Source organism: Sphingomicrobium aestuariivivum (assembly GCF_024721585.1).
Classification (GTDB): Bacteria; Pseudomonadota; Alphaproteobacteria; order Sphingomonadales; family Sphingomonadaceae; genus Sphingomicrobium; species Sphingomicrobium aestuariivivum.
Map to the genome: position 1 here is coordinate 558,211 of NZ_CP102629.1, position 22,155 is coordinate 580,365.

The 22,155-nt window shown below is 66.1% G+C and carries 25 protein-coding genes; 21 read left to right on the forward strand and 4 right to left on the reverse strand.

All coding sequences use genetic code 11. The features are described from left to right. Position 1: 1 nt before the first annotated feature. Positions 2–436, forward strand: a complete 435-nt coding sequence (gene rnhA, locus NUW81_RS02730; RefSeq protein WP_245110175.1) for a ribonuclease HI — start codon at positions 2–4, stop codon at positions 434–436. Here rnhA and NUW81_RS02735 read toward each other — a convergent pair whose 3' ends face one another. Beyond that, complete coding sequence (locus tag NUW81_RS02735; RefSeq protein ID WP_245110178.1) at positions 437–1,552, reverse strand: NAD(P)/FAD-dependent oxidoreductase; 1,116 nt, start codon at positions 1,550–1,552, stop codon at positions 437–439. Positions 1,553–1,601: 49 nt separating this feature from the next. Between NUW81_RS02735 and NUW81_RS02740 the strand changes: the two genes are divergently transcribed. The 8 genes from NUW81_RS02740 (at position 1,602) to NUW81_RS02775 (ending at position 8,978) form a co-directional block, all read left to right on the forward strand. Further along, a complete protein-coding gene (locus tag NUW81_RS02740) occupies positions 1,602–2,075 on the forward strand; it encodes an A24 family peptidase (RefSeq protein WP_245110180.1) in 474 nt (157 codons plus the stop codon). Between the two features lie 44 nt (positions 2,076–2,119). Then, entirely contained in the window at positions 2,120–3,139 is a 1,020-nt protein-coding gene (cpaB, locus tag NUW81_RS02745; RefSeq protein ID WP_245110182.1) for a Flp pilus assembly protein CpaB, read from the forward strand. 1 nt (position 3,140) lies between these two features. Then, entirely contained in the window at positions 3,141–4,565 is a 1,425-nt protein-coding gene (locus NUW81_RS02750) for a type II and III secretion system protein family protein (protein ID WP_245110184.1), read from the forward strand. Between the two features lie 27 nt (positions 4,566–4,592). Next, positions 4,593–5,237 (forward strand): CpaD family pilus assembly protein, encoded by a 645-nt coding sequence (locus NUW81_RS02755; protein ID WP_245110187.1) that lies wholly within the window; start codon positions 4,593–4,595, stop codon positions 5,235–5,237. Between the two features lies 1 nt (position 5,238). Next, positions 5,239–6,501: a pilus assembly protein CpaE gene (locus NUW81_RS02760; RefSeq protein ID WP_245110190.1), complete on the forward strand. Its 1,263-nt coding sequence runs from the start codon at positions 5,239–5,241 to the stop codon at positions 6,499–6,501. A 76-nt stretch (positions 6,502–6,577) separates the two neighbouring features. Continuing rightward, complete coding sequence (locus tag NUW81_RS02765; protein ID WP_245110193.1) at positions 6,578–7,549, forward strand: type II secretion system F family protein; 972 nt, start codon at positions 6,578–6,580, stop codon at positions 7,547–7,549. 18 nt (positions 7,550–7,567) lie between these two features. Next, a complete protein-coding gene (locus NUW81_RS02770) occupies positions 7,568–8,554 on the forward strand; it encodes a type II secretion system F family protein (protein WP_245110195.1) in 987 nt (328 codons plus the stop codon). Positions 8,555–8,735: 181 nt separating this feature from the next. Beyond that, positions 8,736–8,978: a hypothetical protein gene (locus tag NUW81_RS02775; RefSeq protein ID WP_245110198.1), complete on the forward strand. Its 243-nt coding sequence runs from the start codon at positions 8,736–8,738 to the stop codon at positions 8,976–8,978. Between the two features lie 86 nt (positions 8,979–9,064). Here NUW81_RS02775 and glyS read toward each other — a convergent pair whose 3' ends face one another. Together glyS and NUW81_RS02785 are read right to left on the reverse strand one after the other, a co-directional pair. Further along, positions 9,065–11,422: a glycine--tRNA ligase subunit beta gene (gene glyS, locus NUW81_RS02780; RefSeq protein ID WP_260508527.1), complete on the reverse strand. Its 2,358-nt coding sequence runs from the start codon at positions 11,420–11,422 to the stop codon at positions 9,065–9,067. After that, positions 11,419–12,282, reverse strand: coding sequence for a glycine--tRNA ligase subunit alpha (locus tag NUW81_RS02785; RefSeq protein WP_245110201.1), 864 nt, complete (start codon positions 12,280–12,282; stop codon positions 11,419–11,421). The genes glyS and NUW81_RS02785 overlap by 4 nt, the downstream gene beginning before the upstream one ends. A 157-nt stretch (positions 12,283–12,439) precedes the next feature. Between NUW81_RS02785 and NUW81_RS02790 the strand changes: the two genes are divergently transcribed. From NUW81_RS02790 to NUW81_RS02845, 12 genes are all read left to right on the forward strand, one after another. Next, positions 12,440–12,583, forward strand: a complete 144-nt coding sequence (locus tag NUW81_RS02790; protein ID WP_245110204.1) for a hypothetical protein — start codon at positions 12,440–12,442, stop codon at positions 12,581–12,583. 7 nt (positions 12,584–12,590) lie between these two features. Continuing rightward, positions 12,591–12,785 carry a helix-turn-helix transcriptional regulator gene (locus NUW81_RS02795; protein ID WP_312025049.1) on the forward strand — a complete coding sequence of 65 codons (195 nt, stop codon included), beginning with the start codon at positions 12,591–12,593 and terminating at the stop codon, positions 12,783–12,785. Further along, a complete protein-coding gene (locus NUW81_RS02800; RefSeq protein WP_245110208.1) occupies positions 12,772–13,206 on the forward strand; it encodes a hypothetical protein in 435 nt (144 codons plus the stop codon). The genes NUW81_RS02795 and NUW81_RS02800 overlap by 14 nt, the downstream gene beginning before the upstream one ends. A gap of 53 nt (positions 13,207–13,259) precedes the next feature. Continuing rightward, a complete protein-coding gene (locus NUW81_RS02805) occupies positions 13,260–14,192 on the forward strand; it encodes a TraB/GumN family protein (protein ID WP_260508528.1) in 933 nt (310 codons plus the stop codon). Positions 14,193–14,276: 84 nt separating this feature from the next. Then, entirely contained in the window at positions 14,277–15,230 is a 954-nt protein-coding gene (locus NUW81_RS02810; protein WP_245110213.1) for a TraB/GumN family protein, read from the forward strand. Positions 15,231–15,243: 13 nt separating this feature from the next. Then, the gene (locus NUW81_RS02815) at positions 15,244–16,257 is read left to right on the forward strand and encodes a TraB/GumN family protein (RefSeq protein ID WP_245110216.1); all 1,014 of its coding nucleotides are present in this window, start codon (positions 15,244–15,246) and stop codon (positions 16,255–16,257) included. Positions 16,258–16,393: 136 nt separating this feature from the next. Continuing rightward, positions 16,394–17,086, forward strand: a complete 693-nt coding sequence (locus NUW81_RS02820) for a 50S ribosomal protein L25/general stress protein Ctc (RefSeq protein ID WP_245110218.1) — start codon at positions 16,394–16,396, stop codon at positions 17,084–17,086. Positions 17,087–17,173: 87 nt separating this feature from the next. Further along, positions 17,174–17,743 (forward strand): aminoacyl-tRNA hydrolase, encoded by a 570-nt coding sequence (gene pth, locus NUW81_RS02825; RefSeq protein WP_245110221.1) that lies wholly within the window; start codon positions 17,174–17,176, stop codon positions 17,741–17,743. After that, entirely contained in the window at positions 17,740–18,330 is a 591-nt protein-coding gene (locus NUW81_RS02830; RefSeq protein ID WP_245110223.1) for a TIGR02466 family protein, read from the forward strand. Before pth ends, NUW81_RS02830 begins: the two co-directional genes overlap by 4 nt. Before the next feature lie 42 nt (positions 18,331–18,372). Then, positions 18,373–19,368 carry an SDR family oxidoreductase gene (locus tag NUW81_RS02835; RefSeq protein ID WP_245110226.1) on the forward strand — a complete coding sequence of 332 codons (996 nt, stop codon included), beginning with the start codon at positions 18,373–18,375 and terminating at the stop codon, positions 19,366–19,368. A 43-nt stretch (positions 19,369–19,411) separates the two neighbouring features. After that, on the forward strand, positions 19,412–20,512 hold the full coding sequence (gene ychF / locus NUW81_RS02840) for a redox-regulated ATPase YchF (RefSeq protein WP_245110228.1): 1,101 nt from the start codon (positions 19,412–19,414) through the stop codon (positions 20,510–20,512). Then, positions 20,512–20,964, forward strand: a complete 453-nt coding sequence (locus tag NUW81_RS02845) for a MaoC family dehydratase (protein ID WP_245110230.1) — start codon at positions 20,512–20,514, stop codon at positions 20,962–20,964. Before ychF ends, NUW81_RS02845 begins: the two co-directional genes overlap by 1 nt. Before the next feature lie 196 nt (positions 20,965–21,160). On the opposite strand, the gene NUW81_RS02850 is transcribed toward NUW81_RS02845, so the two are convergent. Further along, a complete protein-coding gene (locus NUW81_RS02850; RefSeq protein WP_245110232.1) occupies positions 21,161–22,147 on the reverse strand; it encodes a cytochrome c1 in 987 nt (328 codons plus the stop codon). Positions 22,148–22,155 lie beyond the last annotated feature (8 nt).

Here is a 22,155-nt window from a genome sequence, read left to right on the forward strand (position 1 = left end):
CATGCAAGAAGTCGAGATTTTCACCGACGGTGCCTGCAAGGGCAATCCGGGTCCCGGCGGCTGGGGCGCGATCATGCGCTCGGGGACCCATGAAAAGGAACTGTCCGGCTCGGAAGCCGACAGCACCAACAACCGCATGGAGCTGATGGCCGCCATCGCCGCGCTCGAGGCACTCAAGCGCCCGTGCAAGGTCCACCTGACCACCGACAGCGTCTATGTCCGCGACGGCATCACCAAGTGGATCCACGGCTGGAAGAAGAACGGCTGGAAGACCGCCGCGAAAAAGCCGGTCAAGAATGCCGAGCTGTGGCAGCGCCTCGCCGCCGCCGCCTCCCCGCACATGGTCGAATGGCATTGGGTGAAGGGCCACGCCGGCCATCCCGAGAACGAACGCGCCGACGAGCTCGCCTGCGCTGCCGCCGAGGCGATCCGCTAGCTAGCGAAAACGCTCGGGCAGGAATGCCCGCGCCGTGAGGCCCTTGGCGGTCCCCGTCGGTGCCTTGCCGAGGAACAGCGCGCGCGCCAGCGCGGCGGCGGCGGGCTGGGTCTGGATGCCCGTGCCCCCCTGCCCCGCATACCAAAAAAAGGACGGGCAACCGGGATCGCGCCCGATCACCGGCAGCCGGTCGGGGGCGAAGGTGCGCAGCCCCGCCCATTTGCGCGTGACCGCCGCGATCTTCCAATCGACCACTTCTTCCAGCCGCGCGATCGCCTCCGCCACCGCCAGCTCCTCGGGCGCGGCATCGCACGGGGTGCTCGCCGTCTCGTCATGCGGGCTGAGCCAGACGCTGTCCGTCCCCTCCCCGCGGAAATAGAAAGTGCCGCGCGCATCGCTGACGAGCGGCAGGTCCGCCACGCCCTCGCGCTCGATCCTCAGCTGCACCATCGTGCGCCGCATCGGGGTAAAGCCCAAAGGCGCGATGCCGCAGGCGCCCGCGACCTCGTCGACCCACGCCCCCGCCGCATTGACGAGGTCGCGCGCATGGAAGACGCGCCCGTCCTCGGTCCGCACCGTCCAGCGCCCGTCCTCGATCCGTCCGTCGGCGACGCGTGCCCCGCAGGTCACCGTGCCGCCGGCCCGCGCCAGCGAGGCGGCATAGGCCTGGTGCAGCCCCGCGACATCGATCTCGCGGCACGAGGGCTCGGCAAGCCCGAGGCTCCAGTCCTCGCGCAGTCCCGGGATCATCGTGCGCAGCCGTTCGGGGCCCAGCCGCTCGGTCGCCGTGCCGGGCGGCAAGGCATCGAACGCCGCTTCATCGCCGCCCCGCGCCAGGTGGATCGCCCCGCGCGGCTTCAAGAATCCCCGCGCGGAGAAATTGGCGGGCGGCTGGTCGAGGAAACCGCGGCTGGCGGCGGTCAGCGGCATCACCGCCGCGCCGCCATAGCTTTCGAGCCAGAAGGCCGCCGAGCGCCCCGTCGCATGATAGCCCGGCCGTTCCTCGGCCTCGAGCACGCGCACCGACAGCCCCGCCCGCGCAAGGTGCGCGCCGAGGGCAAGGCCGGCAATCCCGGCCCCGACGATCAGGACATCTGAGGCGTTTTCCTCGCTCACGGCCCGCTGGTTACGGTTTGGAAAGGCCCGCCGTCTAGACCTTAGCGACATGATGAATGCCGACTTTACCTTCCTGCTGAATGCCGGGCTCGCGCTGCTCATGCTCTACATGGCGGTGCGCGACGTGCAGACCTACCGCATCGCCAACTGGATCGTCGGCGCGACGATCCTCGGCGCGCTGGCCTATTGGGTGTCGATCGACATCAGCCTGACGGGCGCGCTCATCCGGCTCGGCATGGCGGTGCTCGTCTTCGCCATCTTCGCCGGCATGTACGCGCTTGGCGTGATGGGCGGCGGCGACGTGAAACTGGCCGCCGCGCTGGCGCTGTGGTTCCCCTGGACCAGCACGGTGGAGTTCTTCGTCATCATGTCGATCGCCGGCGGGCTCGTCTCGATGGCAGCATTTATCAACCATAAGATCCGGCAGAAAGACGGGAAAGCCGAGGTTCCTTACGGCGTCGCCATTGCGGTCGGCGCATTGTGGTTACTCACCCAACGCTTTCTTAACCATTTTGCCGGATAGCTAGGCACAGTTGAATAGACCCAAGTGGGGGAGGCGAGAGCGCCATGAACGCGAAGAAAGTCTTGCTGCTCGTTGGAGCATTGGTCATTGCGGTGGTCACCGCTTTCATGGCCCGTAACCTGTACAGCGGCGAAGCTGCTGCCGAAGCCGAGGCGGCCGCCGTGCCGCAGGGGCCCAAGGTCATGGTGGCGAACAAGCCCCTGCCCGTGGGCACCATCATCGATGCCGAGGCGCTGACCTTCCAGCCCTGGCCCGAAGAGCTCGTCCAGAACCACTATTATACCGAAGCCGACCAGGACGCCGATCCTGCCGCGCTGATCGGTACCGTGGTTCGCAACGAGATCACGGCCGGCCAGCCGATCACCCGCGGTGCCCTCGTCGGTCCCAACGATCGTGGCTTCCTCGCCGCCGCGCTGAGCCCCGGCATGCGCGCCATCTCGGTGCCCATCTCGGCGACCACCGGCGTTGCCGGCTTCATCTTCCCGGGCGACCGCGTCGATGTCGTCGTGACGCACTCGATTGCCGGTGACGAAGGCTCGGTGAACGCCTCGGAAACGATCATCCGCAACGTCCGCGTCCTCGCCATCAACCAGAGCGTCTCCTCGAAGAACGCCGAAGGTGTCCAGGCGCCCAACCCCGGTGCATCGGCCGCCACCCTCGAGGTGACCCCGAAGCTCGCCGAGAAAATCCACGTCGCGCAGAAGCTGGGCCAGCTGTCGCTGATCCTGCGCTCGATCGCCGACAACACCGCCGAACTCGAACGCGCCGTCGCCTCGGGTGAAGTCGAAATGCCCGAAGATGCCACGCCCGACGAGGAACGTCGCATCCTGCTGCAGGTCGCCAACCGCCCCGTCGACACCAACACCACCTACACCACGGGTGGCCAGGTCTCGCGCCTTGTCCGCGAGGGCGATCCGACCGCCTCGTCGCGCCGCCGCAGCAGCGCGCCCGCCGCGACCGCCGCGCCGGCTGCCGGTGCCGCCACGGCTGCCGTGCCGGCCGGCCCCAGCGTCCGGGTTGCCCGTGGCAACACCATCACCGTCGTGCCTGTCGGGAGCAACTAAGATGACCGTCTTCAAGTCCACCAAGCTGGGTCTGTGCGCCGCGGTTGCCGCGCTCGCCCTCTCGCCGGTCGCCATGACCGCTCCCGCCCACGCCGTGCAGCAAATCCAGCCGAGCGAGACGCTCACCATCGCCACCGGCGAAGGCACGCTGGTCCGCCTGCCGGGCGCGATCAACGACATCTTCATCGCTGATGAGAGCGTCGCCGACGTGACCGTGCGCTCGAACCGCCAGATCTACATCTTCGGCGAAGCGGCGGGGAAGACCACCATCTATGCCACCGGCGCATCGGGCGAAGTCGTCTATGCCGCCGAGGTCCAGGTCGGCAACAATATCAGCTCGGTCGACGCCATGCTCGACATGGCGATGCCCGAGGCCAACATCACGGCCACGCCGATGAACAACCTCCTGCTCCTCACCGGCACCGTCGCGAGCCCCGAGGATGCGCAGGAAGCCGAGCGGCTCGTCCGCGCCTATGTCGGCGACACCACCGAGGTCGTCAGCCGCCTGCGCCAGGCGACCCCGCTGCAGGTCAACCTGAAGGTCCGCATCGCCGAGGTGAACCGCTCGCTGATCAAGTCGGTCGGCGTCAATCTCCTCAGCTCGGATTCGACCGGCTCGAGCCGTATCGGCATCTCGCAGGGCTCCGGCAGCTTCACGACCGATCCGTTCCAGGTCGCCAACAACGGCGCCACCACGCTGGGCATCGCCGGCGGCCTGCTCGGCCTCGACATGATCGCCACGCTGGACCTCGCCGAGACCGACGGCCTCGTCACCACGCTGGCCGAACCGAACCTGACCGCGCTGTCGGGCGAGACCGCGAGCTTCCTCGCGGGGGGTGAATTCCCCATCCCGATCTCGCAGACGCTGGGCGCGCTCTCGATCGAGTACAAGTCCTATGGTGTCGGCCTCGCCTTCACCCCTTATGTCCTCGCCGACGGCCGCATCTCGATGCGCGTGCGCCCCGAGGTCTCGGAACTGTCGACCGAAGGCGCGATCCGCCTCAACGGCTACGAGATCCCCGCGCTGGTCACCCGCCGTGCGGAGACGACCGTCGAACTGGGCTCGGGCCAGAGCTTCATGATCGCCGGCCTCCTGCGCCAGAACGGTTCGAACAACATCTCGAAGGCGCCGTTCCTCGGCGACCTGCCGATCCTCGGCGCGCTGTTCCGCTCCTCGAGCTTCCGCAAGAACGAGACCGAGCTGGTGATCATCGTCACGCCCTATCTCGTCCGCCCGGTCTCGGGCCGGATCCCGCTGCCCACCGACGGCTACCGTCACCCGAACGATGCCGAGCGCATCATCGAGGGCCAGCATTACACCGGTGTCTCGGGTCCGCAGGGCGTCATTCCCTCGGCGCGTGTCGGCGCGGCCCAGGCGGCCCAGCCCGCCCTCGCCGCTCCCGCCCAGCCGGGCTTCAGCCTCTAACGCGCGGTCACAGGAAGGTTTGATCCCATGATGAAGAAAATGCTCCTCGCCGCCGTTGCCATGACCGGCCTGTCGGCCTGCCAGACCGCCGTCTATGATGGTCGCCAGGACGCCGCCAGCCTCAACGCGGTCAACGTGCCGGTGGTCGCCCAGACCAACTATGCCTTCGACGTCGCGGCGCCGGGCGGCACCCTGCCCGCCTCCGAACAGGCGCGTCTCGTGGCCTGGTTCGACTCGCTCGGCCTGCAATATGGCGATGTCGTCTATCTCGACGGCCCGATGGCCAGCTCGGCGCGCGGTTCGGTCGCCGACCTCGCCGGCCGCTACGGTCTCCTGCTCGCCGACGGCGCGCCGGTGACCGCGGGCAACATCCCCGCCAGCGCGGTGCGCGTGATCGTCGGTCGTGCGACCGCCTCGGTCCCGAACTGCCCCAACTGGGAGCGGCCCTCGAGCCCCGATTACCAGAACCGCTCGCACCCGAACTTCGGCTGCGGGGTGAACGGGGCGCTGGCGGCCATGATCGCCAACCCCAACGACCTGGTCTACGGCCGCGAGGGCTCGGGCGTCGCCGACACCCGCACCTCGGCCCGCGCCGTCCAGTCCTATCGCGACACCAAGCCGACCGGCGACGGTGGTCAGCTCGAAGCCATCAACACTCAGGGGGGTCAGTAAGATGAACGCTCCGTTCCAAGCACGCGCCGGTCTGCGCGAACCTTTCACCGCCTTCGTCTGCGACGAGGAAACCGCCGACATGCTGCGCCCCGTCGCGGTCGAGCACGGCTGGAGCCCCGAAAAGGTCAACAAGGGTGGCCTTCGCAACGCGGTCCAGTCGCTCTCCGTCTCGGCCAGCCCCAACGTGCTGTTCGTCGACCTTAGCGAAAGCGCCGACCCGCTGACCGACATCAACGGCCTCGCCGAGGTCTGCGAGCCGGGCACGATCGTGATCGCCGCCGGCCAGGTCAATGACGTGCGCCTCTATCGCGACCTCGTCGCCAGCGGCATCCACGACTATCTCCTCAAGCCCTTCACCGTCGACCAGCTGCGCGAGACCTTCGCGCAGGCACAGGCCATCCTGTCGGGTCCGCGCGGCGAAGCGCAGGTCGAAAAGCCCCATGTCATGAGCGCCGTCATCGGCGTTCGCGGCGGCGTCGGCGCCTCGACCATCGCCACCAGCCTGGCCTGGATGCTCGGCGAGAAGGCCAACCGTTCGACGGCCCTGCTCGATCTCGACATCCATTTCGGCACCGGCGCGCTGGCGCTCGACCTCGAGCCTGGGCGCGGCCTCACCGACGCGATCGAGAACCCTAGCCGTATCGACGGCCTGTTCATCGAACGCGCCATGGTCCGTGCCAACGAGCGTCTCTCGGTCCTCTCGGCCGAAGCGCCGATCAGCCAGCCGCTGATCACCGACGGCACCGCCTTCTTCCAGCTGCAGGAAGAAATGAAGACCGCGTTTGAATCGACCGTGATCGACACGCCGCGTCACATGCTGATCCAGTATCCGCACATGGTCCATGATGCCCATGTCGCGGTGGTGGTCTCGGAACTGACGCTGGCCGCGACCCGCGACACCATCCGCCTGCTCGCCTGGCTCAAGTCCAACGCGCCGCAGACCAAGGTGATCGTCGCCGCCAATGCGGTGCCGACCGGCGGTGCGCTCGAGATCAGCCGCAAGGACTTCGAACAGTCGATCGAACGCGAGGTCGACATCGTCTTCCCCGCCGACCCGAAGGCCGCCGCGCAGGCCGCCAAGCTGGGCAAGCCGCTGGCCGAAATCGCCACCGGCAAGCTGGCCCAGCCCTTCGCCAAGCTCTCGAACATGGTGCTCAGCACCTCGAGCGAGGACGGCGGCGAAGTGGTTTCGGCCGCCAGCGCGACCAAGTCCTCGCTGATGGACAGCTTCAAGGGTCTCTTGAACAAGAGCGAAGCCGCGTAACCAGTCAGGGACCGGGCGGGCGGCCCCCATGCCGCCCGCCTCCTCCCGTTCGAAGTTTACCTAGGGGGTCACGCCCATGCTGTATGTCATGATTGCCGGACTGTTCGGGGCCATCCTCCTCGGCGTGTTCGCCTTCCAGGGGCCCAACCCCCAGAAGACCGCGAAGCGCCGCATGGAAATGGTGCGCGAGCGCCATGCGGCGGGCGGCGCCCTCAAGGCCAACGCCCAGATGCAGATCCGCAAGCTCATGGCGGACCGCAAGCAGGGCGGCGTCAACGGCGTCTTCTCCACGCTGGTCCCGCGCCCCGAACTGATGCGCGCGCGTATCCAGCGCACCGGCAAGAATATCGACCTTGGCAAATATGCCATGCTCAACGCCGCGATCTTCGTGGTCATCGCCGGCGTCCTCGCGCTCCAGGGCGCGCCCATCGTCCTCGCGCTCTTGCTCGGCATCCTTGCCGGTGTCGGCATCCCGCACATGGCGATCGGCATGATGATCAACAAGCGCATGGCCAAGTTCAACCTGAACTTCCCCGACGCCATCGAACTGATGGTGCGTGGCCTGCGCTCGGGCCTGCCGATCACCGAGACGCTCGGCGTCGTGGCCAACGAAATCCGCGGTCCCATCGCCGACGAGTTCAAGGTCGTCTCCGACCGGATGAAAGTCGGCACCACGATGGAAGCGGCGCTGCAGGAGGTGGCCAACCGCCTCAACACGCCCGAATTCCAGTTCTTCGTGATCACGCTGTCGATCCAGCGCGAAACCGGCGGCAACCTGGCCGAGACCCTCGCCAACCTCGCCGACGTGCTGCGCAAGCGCCAGCAGATGAAGCTCAAGATCAAGGCGATGAGCTCGGAATCGAAGGCCTCGGCCTACATCGTCGGCTCGCTGCCCTTCATCGTCTTCGCGCTGATCATGATGGTGAACCCCGACTACATGATGAACTTCTTCTCGGACGAACGCCTCATGATCGCCGGCATGGGCGGCCTCTTGTGGATGTCCATCGGCGTGGCGATCATGGCCAAGATGGTCCGGTTTGAAATCTGACGAGCGGGAAAGAGAACAATGGAAACCACTGGACCCACCATCCTCGGTATCGACGTCCTCCACGTCGCCACCCTCCTGACCGCCGTCGCCGTCTTTGCCGTGCTCACGGCCATCTATGCGGCGACCACGGTCAAGGACCCGATGGCCAAGCGCGTGAAGGCATTGAATGACCGCCGCGAACAGCTGAAAGCGGGCATCGTCGCCTCGACCAACAAGCGCAAGAAGCTGACCAACAAGAACCAGGCCGCCGACCGCGTGCGCGGCGTGCTGGCACAGTTCAAGATGCTCCAAGGCGAGCAGGTCGAGAAAACGCAGAAGCGTCTCGGCCAGGCCGGCATCCGTTCCAAGGAACTGGCCTATTTCATCATCTTCGCCCGCTTCGTGCTGCCGGTCGTCCTCGGCATCGTCGCGGTCGTCCTCATCTACATCGTCGACATCAAGCCCGACTGGGGCGCGCTCAAGAAATATCTCGCCGTCGCGGGCACCGTGGGCCTGGCCTACAAGGCGCCCGACCTGTGGCTCGACAACAAGGTCGACAAGCGTTCGAAGGCGATCCAGAAGGGCCTGCCCGACGCGCTCGACCTTCTCGTCATCTGCGCCGAAGCCGGTCTCACCGTCGACGCCGCCTTCAGCCGCGTGTCGAAGGAACTGGGCAAGGCCTATCCCGAACTGGGTGACGAATTCGGCCTGACCGCGATCGAGCTGGGCTTCCTCGCCGAGCGCCGCATCGCCTTCGAGAACCTCGCCAACCGCGTCGATCTCGAAGCCGTGCGCGGGGTCGTGACGACCATGATCCAGACCGAGAAATACGGTACGCCGCTGGCCTCGGCGCTGCGCGTCCTGTCGGCCGAATTCCGCAACGAGCGCATGATGCGCGCCGAGGAAAAGGCCGCGCGCCTGCCGGCGATCATGACCGTGCCGCTCATCCTCTTCATCCTGCCGTGCCTGTTCGTGGTCATTCTCGGCCCGGCCGCCTGCTCGATCTCGGACAACTTCACCAGCTAGTCGTTCGCGATCCACCAAGCTTCCCTGGTGGGGGGAAGGGACTGCCGTCTCGCACTCCGGTGCGGGGCGGCAGTTTCCGTTCGGGCCCCCTGTCCCGCCCCTTTGTCATCAAGGCTCGTTGCGGCCGCGTGACGGAACCCCCTGCCCGCTTGCGCGGTTGGCGCTTCAAAGGGGAAAAGCCATGTTTTCATTCACGCAGGACCAATGGATCATCATCGGCCTCGTCTTCGTGATGGGGATCCTCGTCGGTGCCTTCCTGCTCGCCGGTGGCGGGCGCAAGTGGAAGGAACGCTACCGCGCGGAAAAAGCCCGCCGCGAGAGCGTGGAGGCCGACTATGCCGCCGCCGAGAAGGAATGGCGCGAAAAGGACAGCCTGCGCGCCGCCGCGCTGCGCAGCAACGACAAGGCCGATCCGGCGACCTGATCAGCCTCGCCGTCGGCAAGTCCGTGCGGTCGGCAGTCTTTGTTGCCGCTTCGCAGTCGCATCGCCCCCCGGACGGTGCTTGATGCTCAGCCCTCGATCTTCCCGAACACGGCAATGCTGTCGGCAAGGCTGCGGAAGCGCGCGAGCAGGCCGAGACGGCGCTTGCGCTCTTCTTCGACGTCCGAATTGACGATCACTTCCTCGAAGAAGGCGTCGATCGGCCCACGCAGGCTCGCCAGCGCTTCCATCGCGCTGGTGAAATCCTCGTCCTCGAGCGACTGGCGCACCATCGGCCCCGCCTTGACGAGCGCATCGGCCAGCGCGGCTTCCTCGCCCTGCAGGCTCTCATGGTCCCATTGCGCCACCGCATGGTCGAAGGCCGCACTGTCGCCGACCAGCGCGAGCGGGTCTTCCTCGCCCGTCTGCTCGAGTGTCCCGGGAATGCTGCCATCTCCCTCGACGCCCTCCTTCTTGAGGATGTTCGAGGCACGCTTGTAGGCGGCGAGCAGGTCGGTGCCAGCGTCGGTCTCGACGAACGCCTGCAACGCCTTCACCCGCGCGAGCAGGCGGACGAGATCATCCTCCCCGCCCAGCGCGAACACCGCATCGATAAGGTCGTGACGCACGCCCGCCTCGCGCTGCTGCACCTTGAGGCGGTCGGCGAAGAAGGCGAGCAGTTCGTCAGCGAACTCCTCAGTTTTTTCGCCACCCACTCGAACGTCGACTTTCCCAGCTTCGAAAGGCGACCTGTCTTCTTTGCTGTTCCTGATCTTCATTGCGCGCGCGAATAGCCAAGTTTTTGTGAAGCCATCGCTATTGTCTGCGGCTTGCTCAAGCGCCTCGGCTGCGTTCAGTTTCTCAGTGGACTCATCCAAGCGGCTTTCAAGATTTTCAAGTAATTGCTCGAGCAATGTGACGACGGGTTGAAGAACTATCTCGCCAAGAGGCGAACGAAGATTGTTTGAGGTAAGAAGAGCCAAAACTGAGATAGCGGAACGCCTGATAGCGAACGGATCTTTGGAACCAGAAGGCTTTTCGTTGATAGAAAAAAAGGTAGAAATGCTATCAATTTTATCGGCAATACTCACCGCGATCGTTACTGGTGCCGTAGGCACTGCGTCGCCCGGCCCAACTGGTTTGTAATGGTCTCGGATCGCGTCGGCGACTGAATCGGGTTCACCTTGCGCTCGTGCAAGATGCCCACCGATGATGCCCTGCAATTCAGGAAACTCACCGACCATCCCAGTGACGAGATCGTTCTTAGATAGGCGTGCGGCGCGTTCCGCAAGGTAGGGATCGGCATCCACGATCTTTTCTTCAGCCAGCCAGCGGGCGAGCTTGGCGATACGGTCGACCTTGTCGGCGACAGTGCCGAGCTTCTCGTGGAATACTATCTGGTCAAGCGTGGGCGACAGGCTCTCAAGCGGCACCTTGAGATCATTCTCCCAGAAGAAGCGCGCGTCCGACAGGCGTGCGGCGAGCACGCGCTGGTTGCCGTTGACCACCGCTTCGGGGTCCGAGCTCTCGATATTCGCCGTGCAGATGAAGGCCGGCGCGAGCTTGCCCGCATCATCGCGCATGACGAAATATTTCTGGTCGGTGCGCGCGGTCAGCTGGATCACCTCTTCAGGCACGTCGAGGAAGTCGGGATCGAACTTGCCCAAGAGCGGCACCGGCCATTCGGTCAGCCCCGCATTCTCGATCACCAGCCCCTCGTCCTCGATGAGGCTGTAGCCCGCTCCCTCGGCGGCCTTCTTGGCGCCATCGCGAACGATCGTCTCGCGCTCTGCATGGTCGACCAGCACATGCGCCATGCGCAGCTTTTCGACATAGTCATGCGCCCCGCCGAAGGTGATTTCGCCCGGGTGGTGGAAGCGATGGCCGAGCGAGGCGGCGCCGCACGCAACGCCCTCCACCTCGACAGGCACGATCTCCTCGCCCAGCATCGCGACGATGCGGTGCAGCGGACGCACCCAGCGCAGGCTCGACGAGGAGGCCGAGGCCGCGCCCCAGCGCATCGACTTGGGCCAAGGAAAATCGCGCACGATATTGGCGATCGCCGGCCCGAGGATCTCGGCCGTCGGCTGCCCCGGCTTGTCGACCACGGCGAAATAGGTGTCGCGCCCCTTCACGTCGCGCACCTCGAGCTGGTCCTTGGTGAGGCCGACCTTGCGCAGGAAGCCCTCGACCGCCTGCTCGGGCGCCGCCGTCGGCGGCCCCTTGGTCTCCTCGCGCACCGCTTCGGTCTCGCTCGGCAGCCCGCTCGCGATCAGCGCAAGGCGGCGCGGCGTGGAATAGGTGCGGATCCTCTCCGCCTTGAGCCCAGCTTCGGCGAGCTCGCGCGTGAACAGCGCTTCCAGATCCTTGCGGGCCTTCGCCTGCATGCGCGCCGGAATCTCTTCCGAGAACAGCTCCAGAAGGAAGTCGCTCCCAATGCCGCTCACTGTCCCGCCTCCTTCAACTCATGCTCGAGCCAGGCGGCACAGGCCCCCTTCGCGAGGTCGCGCACGCGGCCGATATAGGCCTGCCGCTCGGCAACCGAGATCACGCCGCGCGCCTGCAGCGTGTTGAAGATGTGGCTCGCCTTGATCGCCTGCTCGTAGGCGGCCAGCGGCACCGCATTGGCAAGGCAGTTCTCCGCCTCGCCCGCGGCCTTCTTGAAGGCGTCGAACAGCATGTCGGTGTCGGCCACCTCGAAATGATATTTCGACATCTGCTTCTCGTTCTCAAGGAAGACGTCGCGATAGGTCACGCCATCATTGTTGAAGGCGAGGTCGAACACATTGTCGACGCCCTGGATGTACATCGCCAGCCGCTCGAGCCCGTAGGTGAGTTCGCCCGCGACCGGCTTGCAGTCAAAGCCGCCGACCTGCTGGAAATAGGTGAACTGGGTGACTTCCATCCCGTCGCACCACACTTCCCAGCCGAGGCCCCAGGCGCCCAGCGTCGGGCTCTCCCAGTCATCCTCGACGAAGCGGATGTCATGCTTGAGCGGATCCACCCCGATCTCGGCAAGGCTGCCAAGATAGAGCTCCTGGAGGTTCTCGGGGCTCGGCTTCAGCATGACCTGATACTGGTAATAATGCCCCAGCCGATTGGGGTTCTCGCCATAGCGCCCGTCGGTCGGGCGGCGGCACGGCTGCACATAGGCGGCCTTCCACGGCTTGGGCCCCAGCGCGCGCAGCGTGGTCGCCGGATGGAAGGTCCCCGCCCCCATTTCCATGTCATAGGGCTGGAGGATCGCACAGCCCTGCGCGCTCCAATAAGCGTGCAGGCGCAGGATAAGGTCTTGGAAGCTCAGCATGATGGTGGAGGCTTTGGCGGCCCCGCGCGTCCTCGTCAAGCAGCCCGCGCCTCCCGCCTCGAAAGTGAGGTTGTAGCGACAAAATGTCAGGTCATGTTGACAATGTCAGCGAATCGCGACATAGTGTCAGCATAACCTGACAAAAGGGAATGCAAACATGACTGAAGAAGCCCGCCGTAAGGGGATCGAGATCGACCTGTCGACGCGGCCGCTGCGCAAGGTCCTCGTCGCCCTCGCCGTCATCGCCGCGCTGTTCGGTGCCGGCTATGCGGTGGGCGCGCTCCTCGCGACGGTCCTCTAGCCGCCCCGTGAAGAACCAGCTCAAGGTGCTGCGCGCCATCAACGGCTGGAGCCAGGCCGAGCTTGCGGGGCGTCTCGATGTCTCGCGCCAGGCGGTCAACGCCATCGAGACCGGCAAGCACGACCCCTCGCTCCCCCTCGCCTTCAGGATCGCGAGGCTGTTCGACAAACCCATTGAAGAGATTTTCGATGACTCCGAATGACACCATGACCACCGGCGAAGCGCGCGAGGCCCGCCGCGTGCGCCTCCAGAAAATCGTCATCGTGCTGGCACTGCTGCTCGGCATGGGGATCGGCGTGGGCTTCGGCGTCCTGTCGGCCGGCGGCGAGGACGCCTTTGCCGAGGGCCGCAGCTGGCCGCCCGCCTTCGCCATCGCGGTAGCCGTGGGCGTGCTCCTCGTGATGCCGCTGCTCATGCTGACCGCGACCCGCACCGCCGACGAGCTCGAATATGCGCACCAGGCCTTCGGCATGCAGGCCGGCGGCTTCGCGCTCATCTGTCTTTACCCCGCCTGGTACGCCCTGTGGCGCGGCGGCTTCCTGCCCGAACCCGGCCACGAGATACTGTGGCTCGGATACTTCACCCTGACCCTAATCGCATATGCCTATCACCGTTTCCGTTGATCGGCACACCCTGTTCGATAACCATTAAACCAATAAAAGTAGGGGATTATTCAATGACCAAGCGTTTCAAGACCGGCCTTGCCGCCACCGCCGCCGCCCTCGCCTTCGTCGCCAGCCCCGCGCTCGCCGACCATCATGGCGAAGCCGCCGCGACCGAAGCCGCTGTCGAGGCCGTCAACGTCGATCCCGCCATCTGGGTCGTCGAGGACGAGGACACCACCATCTACCTGTTCGGCACCTTCCACGCGATGAAGGCCGGCGTCGAATGGTTCAACGACGAGGTGAAGACCTCCTATGACGCCGCCGACCAGGTCGTCGTCGAACTGGTCCCGCCGGAAAATCCCGCCGAGATGCAGCCGCTCATCATGAAATATGCCATCGACATGACCGGCACCCCGCTGTCGGCCGAACTGTCGGAGGAAGGCCGTGCCGCGCTGCACGCCACACTGGCCCAGATGGGTGCCCCCGCGCAGGCCTTCGACATGTTCAAGCCGGGCTTTGCCAATATCGCGCTGACCGCCGGCCTCATGCCGGGCATGGGCTTCGAGGAAGGCCTCGGCGTCGACAAGACGATCATCGCCGCCGCCAATGCCGACGGCAAGCCGATCCACCAGCTCGAGACGATGGAAGAGCAGATGGCAGTGCTCACCGCCTCCATCCCCGAGGAAGAGCAGCTCGCCATGCTCGAACAGACCCTCGCCGAGATCGACGAGATGGACGATACGCTCGAAGCCATGCTCGCCGCCTGGAAGACCGGTGACGAGGCGCATTTCGTCGAGCTCTTCAGCGAGATGAACGACCAGAGCGAGGCCTTTTACGACGCCATGCTGACCAACCGGAACGCCAAGTGGGCCGAGTGGATCGATGCGCGCATGGACGAGCCGGGCACCGTGTTCGTCGCGGTCGGCGCGGGTCACCTCATGGGTAACGACAGCGTCCAGGTGATGCTCGGCGAGAAGGGCATTGCCTCGCGCCGCATGAACTAGCATCCTGTCCGGCAAGACCGGCGAGTGAAGGGCGCTCCCCGTCGCGGGGGGCGCCCTTTCTCGTTGCAGACGAGGAGAGACGACTTGCGTAACGCCACTGCCCTCACGGGGCTCATCGCCTTCGGCCTCGCCGGCTGCACCACCACCACCGCCGGGCTCGACGACTATGACCGCGAGGCCGCCGTCTCGATCGACGAGCCGCGCAGCGCCGCCGACACGGTGGAAGCGGTCGATCCCGCCATCTGGGTGATGCGCGATGCCGACACCACCATCTACCTGTTCGGCACCTTCCACCTCCTGCCCGCCGACTATGAATGGCGCACGCCGACCATCGACAGCGCCATCGCCGCTTCCGACACGCTCGTCGTCGAGACCATCATCGACAATGAGGACCCCACCGAACTCGGCCTCCTCATGGCGCGCATGGGCATGTCGCAGGGCCTGCCCCCGATCGACCAGCGCGTCAGCCCCGACAAACGCGCGCTGCTCCTCGCCAAGATCGCCAAATCGGGCCAGCCGATGGCCGCCTTCAACCTGATGGAAAGCTGGGTCGCGGGGCTCACCCTCTTCGCCCAGACCGCCGCCGAACTGGGCCTCACCGCCGAGGCGGGCGTCGAGAACGACCTGCGAACCGCCTTCGCCCTTTCGGGCAAGTCGATCGAGCAGCTCGAGACCAACGAGGAACAGCTCTCCTATTTCGACACCATGTCCGCCGACGCCCAGCGCATCTTCCTCGAATCGACCATCGTCACCACCGAGGAAACCAAGGCCAGCTTCGGCGCCATGCTCGAGGCATGGACGCGCGGTGACACCGACTCCATCGCCGCCACCTTCAACGAGGGCATGCCGATGGGCAGCGAGATCCGCAGCGCCATCCTCACCCGCCGCAACCGCAACTGGGCCAACTGGCTCGATGACCGCATGGACCGCCCGGGCACCGTTTTCGTTGCGGTCGGCGCGGGGCATCTGGCGGGCGGCGACAGCGTCATCCTGATGCTCGAGGCCGCTGGCAACGAGGTCGTCCGGCTGGGCGAGTGAGGGGGATCAAGTGATGCGTCTTCCCGCCCTCGCCCCGGTCGCGACGGCCGCGGCCGCCGCCGCCCTCTTCGCCGCCAGCCCCGCGGCGGCGCAGGCCGACCTGTCGCTGATCAAGGCCAAGACCAACCCCAAGGGCCACTGTTTCGCCGACGACGTCGCCGCGCCGCGCCCCGCCTTGTGGCGCGTGGCCGATGCCGACAGCCGCATCTATCTGTTCGGCACCATCCATTCACTGCCCTCTGCGACCTGCTGGCAGGATGCGCGCATAACCCGCGCCATCGCCGATGCCGACATGCTGGTGACCGAGATCGGTCCTGGCGAGCCGCCAATCTTCGAGATGATCGGCTATGTCGCCGAGGCCGCCTTCGACCCGTCCAATCCGCCGCTGCGCGAGCGGCTCGACCCGCGCTACCACCCCACCCTCGACCGTCTGTTGGCGGCGCAGGAAATGCCCCTGCCCGAGAGCTTCTACGACAAGATCGACAGCTGGGCGCTGGTCGAGGGCCTGCTCGACGGCCTGCTCGGCGAAAGCGCCGGCGAGGAGGATGACAGCGGCGTCGAGGAAGAGCTGGAGATGCAGTTCGACGCGATGCGCAAACCGCACGGGGCGCTCGAGACGCTCCGCTTCCAGGTGCAGATGTCCGACGACTATTCGCAGGAATTGCAGGATGCCTGGCTCGACAGCTGGTTCGCCCGCCACGAGGCCGGCCCCGAGGAAAGCGTTGCCGAATGGAACGCCATGCTCGAACGCTGGCGCACCGGCCGCCCGCTCGGCCTGCAAGCGCTGCTCGCCACCGAAGGCCCCGCCATCGTCGCCCATCATGCCGAGGCGGCGCCCGGGATGACCGAGGAATATCTCGAACGCCTCCTCTATGCCCGCAACCGCAACTGGGTCGACTGGATCGAGGCGCGGCTCGAGACCCCCGGCACCGTCTTCGTCGCGGTCGGCGCGGGCCATCTCGACGGCGACCGGTCGGTCATCGACTATGCCCGCCGCCGCGGCCTGCCGGTCGAGCGCATCGACTAGCCGCGCACGGCACCCCGCCGACCCGCACTTTTCCTTGCATCCGAGGGCCTTGCCGCCTATGGAGCGCCGGTTCGTCCCATGGTCATCCCTGGAGGCGTGGGCGGACGCACATAAAATTCATTGAAGGAAGAACAAGATGAGCGATCAGCTGACGCTGCCCGCCGAGCTGCGTGAAGGGGTTGGCAAGGGAGCCTCCCGTGCACTGCGCCGCGACGGCCGGGTCCCCGCCGTGATCTACGGTGGCAAGAAGGAACCCCTCGGTGTCCACATCGAGGCCAAGGAAGTCATCAAGATGCTCAACACCGGGCATTTCATGAACTCCGTCGTCGAACTCACCGTCGGCAAGGACAAGCACCGCACCCTACCCAAGGACGTGCAGTTCCACCCGGTTACCAGCCGTCCGATCCACATCGACTTCTTCCGCCTCGAAAAGGGCGCGACCGTCCACGTGCAGATCCCCGTCCGCTTCATCGACGAAGAGGAATCGAAGGGCATGACCCGTGGCGGCGTCCTCAACGTCGTCCGTCACGAGCTCGACCTCGTCTGCGACGCGGCCAACATCCCCGATGAAATCGTCATCAGCCTCAAGGGCCTCGACATCGGTGATTCGATCCACGTCAGCAGCGTCGACCTGCCCGAGGGCGCGTCGAACGAAGTCGACCGTGACTACACCATCGCGACCCTCGTCGCGCCGTCGGCCATGAAGAGCCAGGACGACGCCGCCGAGGAAGAAGAAGTCGCCGCTGACGAGGTCCCCGCGACCGAGCAGGCCGGTGAAGAAGGCGAAGGCGAAGGCGAAGCCGAGGGCGACGCCGACAAGGGCGAATAAGCCCGAAGCCTCGCTTCCACGCGAACAGATTGGCGCCGCTCACCCCCGGGGTGGGCGGCGCTTTTCTTTTGCGCTAGGGGCTGGCGCATGCAGATCTGGGTGGGGCTCGGCAATCCGGGCGAGAAATATCGGATGCACCGGCACAATGTCGGCTTCATGGCGGTGGACACTATCGCCGAGACCTACGGCTTCTCACCGCCGAAGAAGCAGTTTCGCGGCGAGGTCCGCGAAGGCCGCATCGGCCGCCACAAGGTCCTCCTGCTAAAGCCCGCCACTTATATGAACGAGAGCGGCTCCTCGGTCCGTGCCGCGCTCGATTTCTACAAGCTGGGCGAGGATGACCTCACCGTCTTCCACGACGAGCTCGACCTAGCGCCCATGAAGGTGAAGGCGCGCGTCGGCGGCGGGCTCGCCGGCCACAATGGCCTCAGGTCGATCAACAAGCATCTCGGCCCCGACTTCACGCGCGTGCGCATCGGCATCGGCCACCCCGGCTCCAAGGACCGCGTGACCGGCCATGTCCTCGGCAATTATGCCAAGGCCGAGATCGACGACCTCGTCCACATGCTCGGCGCCATCGCCTCGGAAGCCGAGTGGCTCGCCGACGGCGACCTTGCCCGCTTCATGAACGACATCGCGCTGAGGCAGGGCGAATGAGCAAGAGCCGCCTCCTCTTCGCCTCCCCCCTCTACGAGGCCCCGCTCAAGGTCGACCTCGCCGACCTCGCGCGCACCGTGCGCACCCTCGCCGAGGATGACGAGGCGGGCCAGCGCTGGGCGGAAGAGAAGGATTATTGGGGCTACACCAGCTATGCCAGCCTCGACGACCTCCCCACCCGCGACCCCGCGATCGGCGACCTCGTGCCGCTCCTCGAGGAGCATGCGCGCGCCTTCGCGAAAGAGCTCGGCTGGGACCATGAGCCCAAGCTCGACCATATCTGGGTCAACCTTATGGACCCCGGCGCCCACCATAGCGCCCATATCCACCCGCACAGCGTCCTGTCGGGCACCCTCTATGTCGACGTCCCCGAGGGCGCGGGCGCCATCCGCTTCGAGGATCCGCGGCTGCCGATGATGATGGTCGCCCCCTTGCGCGAGGAAAGCGCCCCCGAGCATCTCCAGCCCCATGTGACCATCCGTCCCGCCGCGGGCACGCTCCTCCTGTGGGAGAGCTTCCTGCGCCACGAAGTGCTTCCCAACCTCGGCGAGACCGAGCGCCTCTCCATCAGCTTCAATTTCGCCTGAGGTAGGACTAGGCTGCCCTGCGACAGACGCAGGAGACGCTTCATGCCCGCCCTCACCCGCCGCCAGCTGATGCAGGCCGCCGCCGCCGCCGGCGTCGCCGCGAGCCTCCCCGGGGGTGCCGTCGCGCAAGGCACCGGCCTTGCCGGCAAGCGCATCCTCATCACCGGCTGCTCCTCGGGCTTCGGTAATCTCACCGCGCTCCACTTCGCCCGCGCGGGCGCCACCGTCTACGCCACCATGCGCAACATGCCGCGCGCCGAGGCTGCCGCGCTCCAGCAAGTCGCCGACACCGAAGGCCTCGACCTGCGCCTCCTCGCGCTCGACGTCCTGCGCCCCCATGAAGTGACCGGTACCGCCGCCAAGGTCGCCGAGGACGGCGGGCTCGACATTCTGGTCAACAATGCGGGCATCGGCATCACGGGTCCGGTCGAGGTGCAGGACGAGGAGGCCATCCGCCTCCAGTTCGACACCAATGTGATGGGCTATCACCGCGTCGCGCGCGCCTTCCTGCCGATGATGCGCGAGGCGGGCAGCGGCCACCTCTTCTTCGTCTCCTCGCAACTCGGCCGCGTCATCGCGCCCGGAGCGGGCCATTATTGCGCCACCAAGTTCGCGGTCGAGGCAATGGCCGAACAGCTCGCCTACGAAATCCAGCCCCACGGCCTCGGCGTCACCATCCTCCAGCCCGGCGGCTATCCCACCGAGATCTGGAAGAACCGCAACATCTACAACAGTGCCCTGAAAGAGCGCATCGAGCCCGTCCACGCCGCCGGCTACCCCGAGATGGTCGCGCGCATGGGTACCGAGGACGGCTCGGGCCGCAACGCCGACCCGATGGACATTCCCCGCGCCATCGCCGAGATCGCGATGCTGCCTGCCGCCGAGCGCCCGCTGCGCCGCGCCATCCACCCCGGCACCAAGCCGCAAATGGCGATCAACCGCGTCTCGGCGGAAACCCAGCTTAGCTGGGTCGGGCAGAGCCAGGCATGGGGGCCCGCGGTGCAAAGCGTCCTGACCCCGTTGCCGCCGACGGCCTGATCCCCTAACAGCCTCGCGAAGAATAGAATTTCACGAGGTTTCCATGGGTTTCAAATGCGGCATCGTCGGGCTGCCCAACGTCGGCAAGTCCACCCTGTTCAACGCGCTCACCGAGACGCAGTCGGCACAGGCCGCCAACTATCCCTTCTGCACCATCGAGCCCAACGTCGGGCAGGTCGCCGTGCCCGATCCGCGCCTCGACAAGATCGCCGGCATCGCGAACTCGGCCAAGGTCATCCCGACCCAGCTCGCCTTCGTCGACATCGCGGGCCTCGTGAAGGGCGCATCGAAGGGCGAAGGCCTCGGCAACCAGTTCCTCGCCAACATCCGCGAGGTGGACGCCATCGTCCACGTCCTGCGCTGCTTCGAGGATGACGACATCCAGCATGTTTCCAACCACGTCGATCCCATCGCCGATGCCGAAGTGGTCGAGACCGAACTCCTCCTCGCCGACCTCGAGAGCCTCGAGAAGCGCGTGCCCAACGCCCAGAAGCGCGCCACCGGCGGCGACAAGGAGGCCAAGATCATGGCCGCCGTCCTCGGCAAGGCCCTCGACCTCCTGCGCGACGGCAAGCCCGCCCGCCTCACCGACATCAACGACGAGGAAGAGGCCAAGCACTTCCGCCAGGCCCAGCTCCTGACCGCCAAGCCCGTCCTCTACGTCTGCAACGTCAACGAGGACGATGCCGCGAACGGCAACGACTATTCGGCCAAGGTGTTCGAAAAGGCGAAGGCCGAGGGCGCCGAGGCGGTCATCGTCTCCGCCGCGATCGAGGCCGACATGGTCGGCATGGACCCCGCCGAGCGCCTCGAATTCCTCGGCGAGATGGGGCTCGAGGAAACCGGCCTCAACCGCATCATCCGTGCGGGCTACGACCTGCTCAACCTGCACACCTTCTTCACCTGCGGGCCCAAGGAAGCGCGCGCCTGGACCGTCGCCAAGGGCGCCAAGGCGCCGCAGGCCGCCGGCGAGATCCACACCGACTTCGAGCGCGGCTTCATCCGCGCCGAGACTATCGCTTTCGACGACTATGTCGAATTGGGCGGCGAAAGCGGTGCGCGCGATGCCGGCAAGCTGCGGCAGGAAGGCAAGGAATATGTCGTCCACGACGGCGACATCATGCTTTTCAAGTTCAACGTCTGATGCTGTTCTGGGAAGATCTGGAGGTCGGCGAGCGCTATGACCTCGGCACCACCGAGGTGACGCGCGAGGAAGTCATCGACTTCGCCACGCGCTACGACCCCCAGCCCTTCCATCTCTCCGACGAGGCCGCCGCCCTGACCCATTTCGGGCGCATCAGCGCGTCCGGATGGCATACGTGCGCGATGGTCATGCGCGTCATCGTCGACAGTTTTACGGAACGCCAGCTCGCGAGCGTCGGCTCGCCCGGCGTCGATAACCTGCGCTGGCTCAAGCCCGTCTTCCCGGGCGATACGCTCAGCGTCACCAGCGAGACCCTCGAGACCACCCCTTCGCGCTCCAAGTCGGGTCTCGGCAGTGCGCGCAGCCGCATCGAGGCGACCAACCAGGACGGGGTGAAGGTCCTGTCGATGGACACCATCCTGCTCGTCCTCAGGCGCCCCAGCGCCGACTAGCCACCTTAACAGGCCCCCCGCCCCTCACCTTCATCCCCGCGAAGGCGGGGATCCATGCCCGCCCGCCTGCACAACGACGCAGGATGCCACCAGCGTGCGCCCGGGCGGCGCAGGACCATTGCGCTCCGAACACAAAGAAAAAGGCCCGGCGGATCGCTCCACCGGGCCTCTTCTCTTGGCCGTCGGCTGAGAGGGCTTAGCCCTTCACCCCGCGACCATGTTCGGCGGCTTCGGCCTTGGCGGCTTCGCGCTCGGCCATATGCTCGGGATCGAGCGGGCCCTTGAGCGCGACCTTGCGCTTCGCCTCGGCCCAGATCTGACGATAGGACATGTAGGCAAAGACGGTCGCGAAGGCGAGGAAGATGAGCACCGCGAGGCCGGCATTCTTGCGCGTGTCGGCCTTGGGTTCGGCCGCCCACATCAGGAAGGCCGCGACGTCGGCCGACATCTGCTCGACGGTCGCCTCGGGGGCGCCTTCGGGATATTCGACCTGCCCGTCGGCCGTGATGGGCGCCGGCATGGCAATGTTGAGGTTCGGGAACCACGGGTTGTGGTAGAGCCCCTCGCCCGGCTGTGCCTCGGGATACTTCTCGGCCAGCTCCTCGGCGCTTTCCTCATAGCCCTGATAGGGCTCCTGATAGCCGGTCAGCAGCGAGTAGATATAGTTGGCACCGTCCGGACGCGCCTTCGCGATCAGGCTCATGTCGGGCGGATAGGCATTGTTGTTCGCCGCGCGCGCCGCAACCTCGTTGGCATAGGGGTTGGGGAAGCGGTCGGCCGGCAGCGCCGGACGCGTGGCATCCTCACCCGTATCGGGATTGATGGTCGGCACCTCGATCGGCCAGTTGGCCGCGAACGCCTTCACCTGCTCGGGCGTGTAGCCGAGGTCCTCGAGGTTGCGGAACGCCACATACTGCATGCCATGGCACGAAGCGCAGACGTTCTGGAACACCGCGAAACCGCGCTGAAGCTGCGCCTGGTCGTAGCGGCCGAAGGCACCCTCGAACGCGAAATCGACGTCCTTGTTTTCCTTCACCAGCGCATATTCGGCGCCCTTCACGGGCGGCTCCTCGAAATAGTTGATCGCGTCGGTGACGAACGACCAGAGGAGGACGAAGAGGAAGCCGAGGCCAACGAAGAACGCAAAGCCGCGGATGCCGATGAATTTCAGAAGCTGACCCATGGTCGTGT

Bases quoted from the DNA above. Each gene is read 5' to 3' on its own strand.
- rnhA (WP_245110175.1), top strand. From the start codon at position 2: ATGCAAGAAGTCGAGATTTTCACCGACGGTGCCTGCAAGGGCAATCCG.
- NUW81_RS02740 (WP_245110180.1), top strand. From the start codon at position 1,602: ATGATGAATGCCGACTTTACCTTCCTGCTGAATGCCGGGCTCGCGCTG.
- cpaB (WP_245110182.1), top strand. From the start codon at position 2,120: ATGAACGCGAAGAAAGTCTTGCTGCTCGTTGGAGCATTGGTCATTGCG.
- NUW81_RS02750 (WP_245110184.1), top strand. From the start codon at position 3,141: ATGACCGTCTTCAAGTCCACCAAGCTGGGTCTGTGCGCCGCGGTTGCC.
- NUW81_RS02755 (WP_245110187.1), top strand. From the start codon at position 4,593: ATGATGAAGAAAATGCTCCTCGCCGCCGTTGCCATGACCGGCCTGTCG.
- NUW81_RS02760 (WP_245110190.1), top strand. From the start codon at position 5,239: ATGAACGCTCCGTTCCAAGCACGCGCCGGTCTGCGCGAACCTTTCACC.
- NUW81_RS02765 (WP_245110193.1), top strand. From the start codon at position 6,578: ATGCTGTATGTCATGATTGCCGGACTGTTCGGGGCCATCCTCCTCGGC.
- NUW81_RS02770 (WP_245110195.1), top strand. From the start codon at position 7,568: ATGGAAACCACTGGACCCACCATCCTCGGTATCGACGTCCTCCACGTC.
- NUW81_RS02775 (WP_245110198.1), top strand. From the start codon at position 8,736: ATGTTTTCATTCACGCAGGACCAATGGATCATCATCGGCCTCGTCTTC.
- NUW81_RS02785 (WP_245110201.1), bottom strand. From the start codon at position 12,282: ATGCTGAGCTTCCAAGACCTTATCCTGCGCCTGCACGCTTATTGGAGC.
- NUW81_RS02790 (WP_245110204.1), top strand. From the start codon at position 12,440: ATGACTGAAGAAGCCCGCCGTAAGGGGATCGAGATCGACCTGTCGACG.
- NUW81_RS02800 (WP_245110208.1), top strand. From the start codon at position 12,772: ATGACTCCGAATGACACCATGACCACCGGCGAAGCGCGCGAGGCCCGC.
- NUW81_RS02805 (WP_260508528.1), top strand. From the start codon at position 13,260: ATGACCAAGCGTTTCAAGACCGGCCTTGCCGCCACCGCCGCCGCCCTC.
- NUW81_RS02815 (WP_245110216.1), top strand. From the start codon at position 15,244: ATGCGTCTTCCCGCCCTCGCCCCGGTCGCGACGGCCGCGGCCGCCGCC.
- NUW81_RS02820 (WP_245110218.1), top strand. From the start codon at position 16,394: ATGAGCGATCAGCTGACGCTGCCCGCCGAGCTGCGTGAAGGGGTTGGC.
- pth (WP_245110221.1), top strand. From the start codon at position 17,174: ATGCAGATCTGGGTGGGGCTCGGCAATCCGGGCGAGAAATATCGGATG.
- NUW81_RS02830 (WP_245110223.1), top strand. From the start codon at position 17,740: ATGAGCAAGAGCCGCCTCCTCTTCGCCTCCCCCCTCTACGAGGCCCCG.
- NUW81_RS02835 (WP_245110226.1), top strand. From the start codon at position 18,373: ATGCCCGCCCTCACCCGCCGCCAGCTGATGCAGGCCGCCGCCGCCGCC.
- ychF (WP_245110228.1), top strand. From the start codon at position 19,412: ATGGGTTTCAAATGCGGCATCGTCGGGCTGCCCAACGTCGGCAAGTCC.
- NUW81_RS02845 (WP_245110230.1), top strand. From the start codon at position 20,512: ATGCTGTTCTGGGAAGATCTGGAGGTCGGCGAGCGCTATGACCTCGGC.
- NUW81_RS02850 (WP_245110232.1), bottom strand. From the start codon at position 22,147: ATGGGTCAGCTTCTGAAATTCATCGGCATCCGCGGCTTTGCGTTCTTC.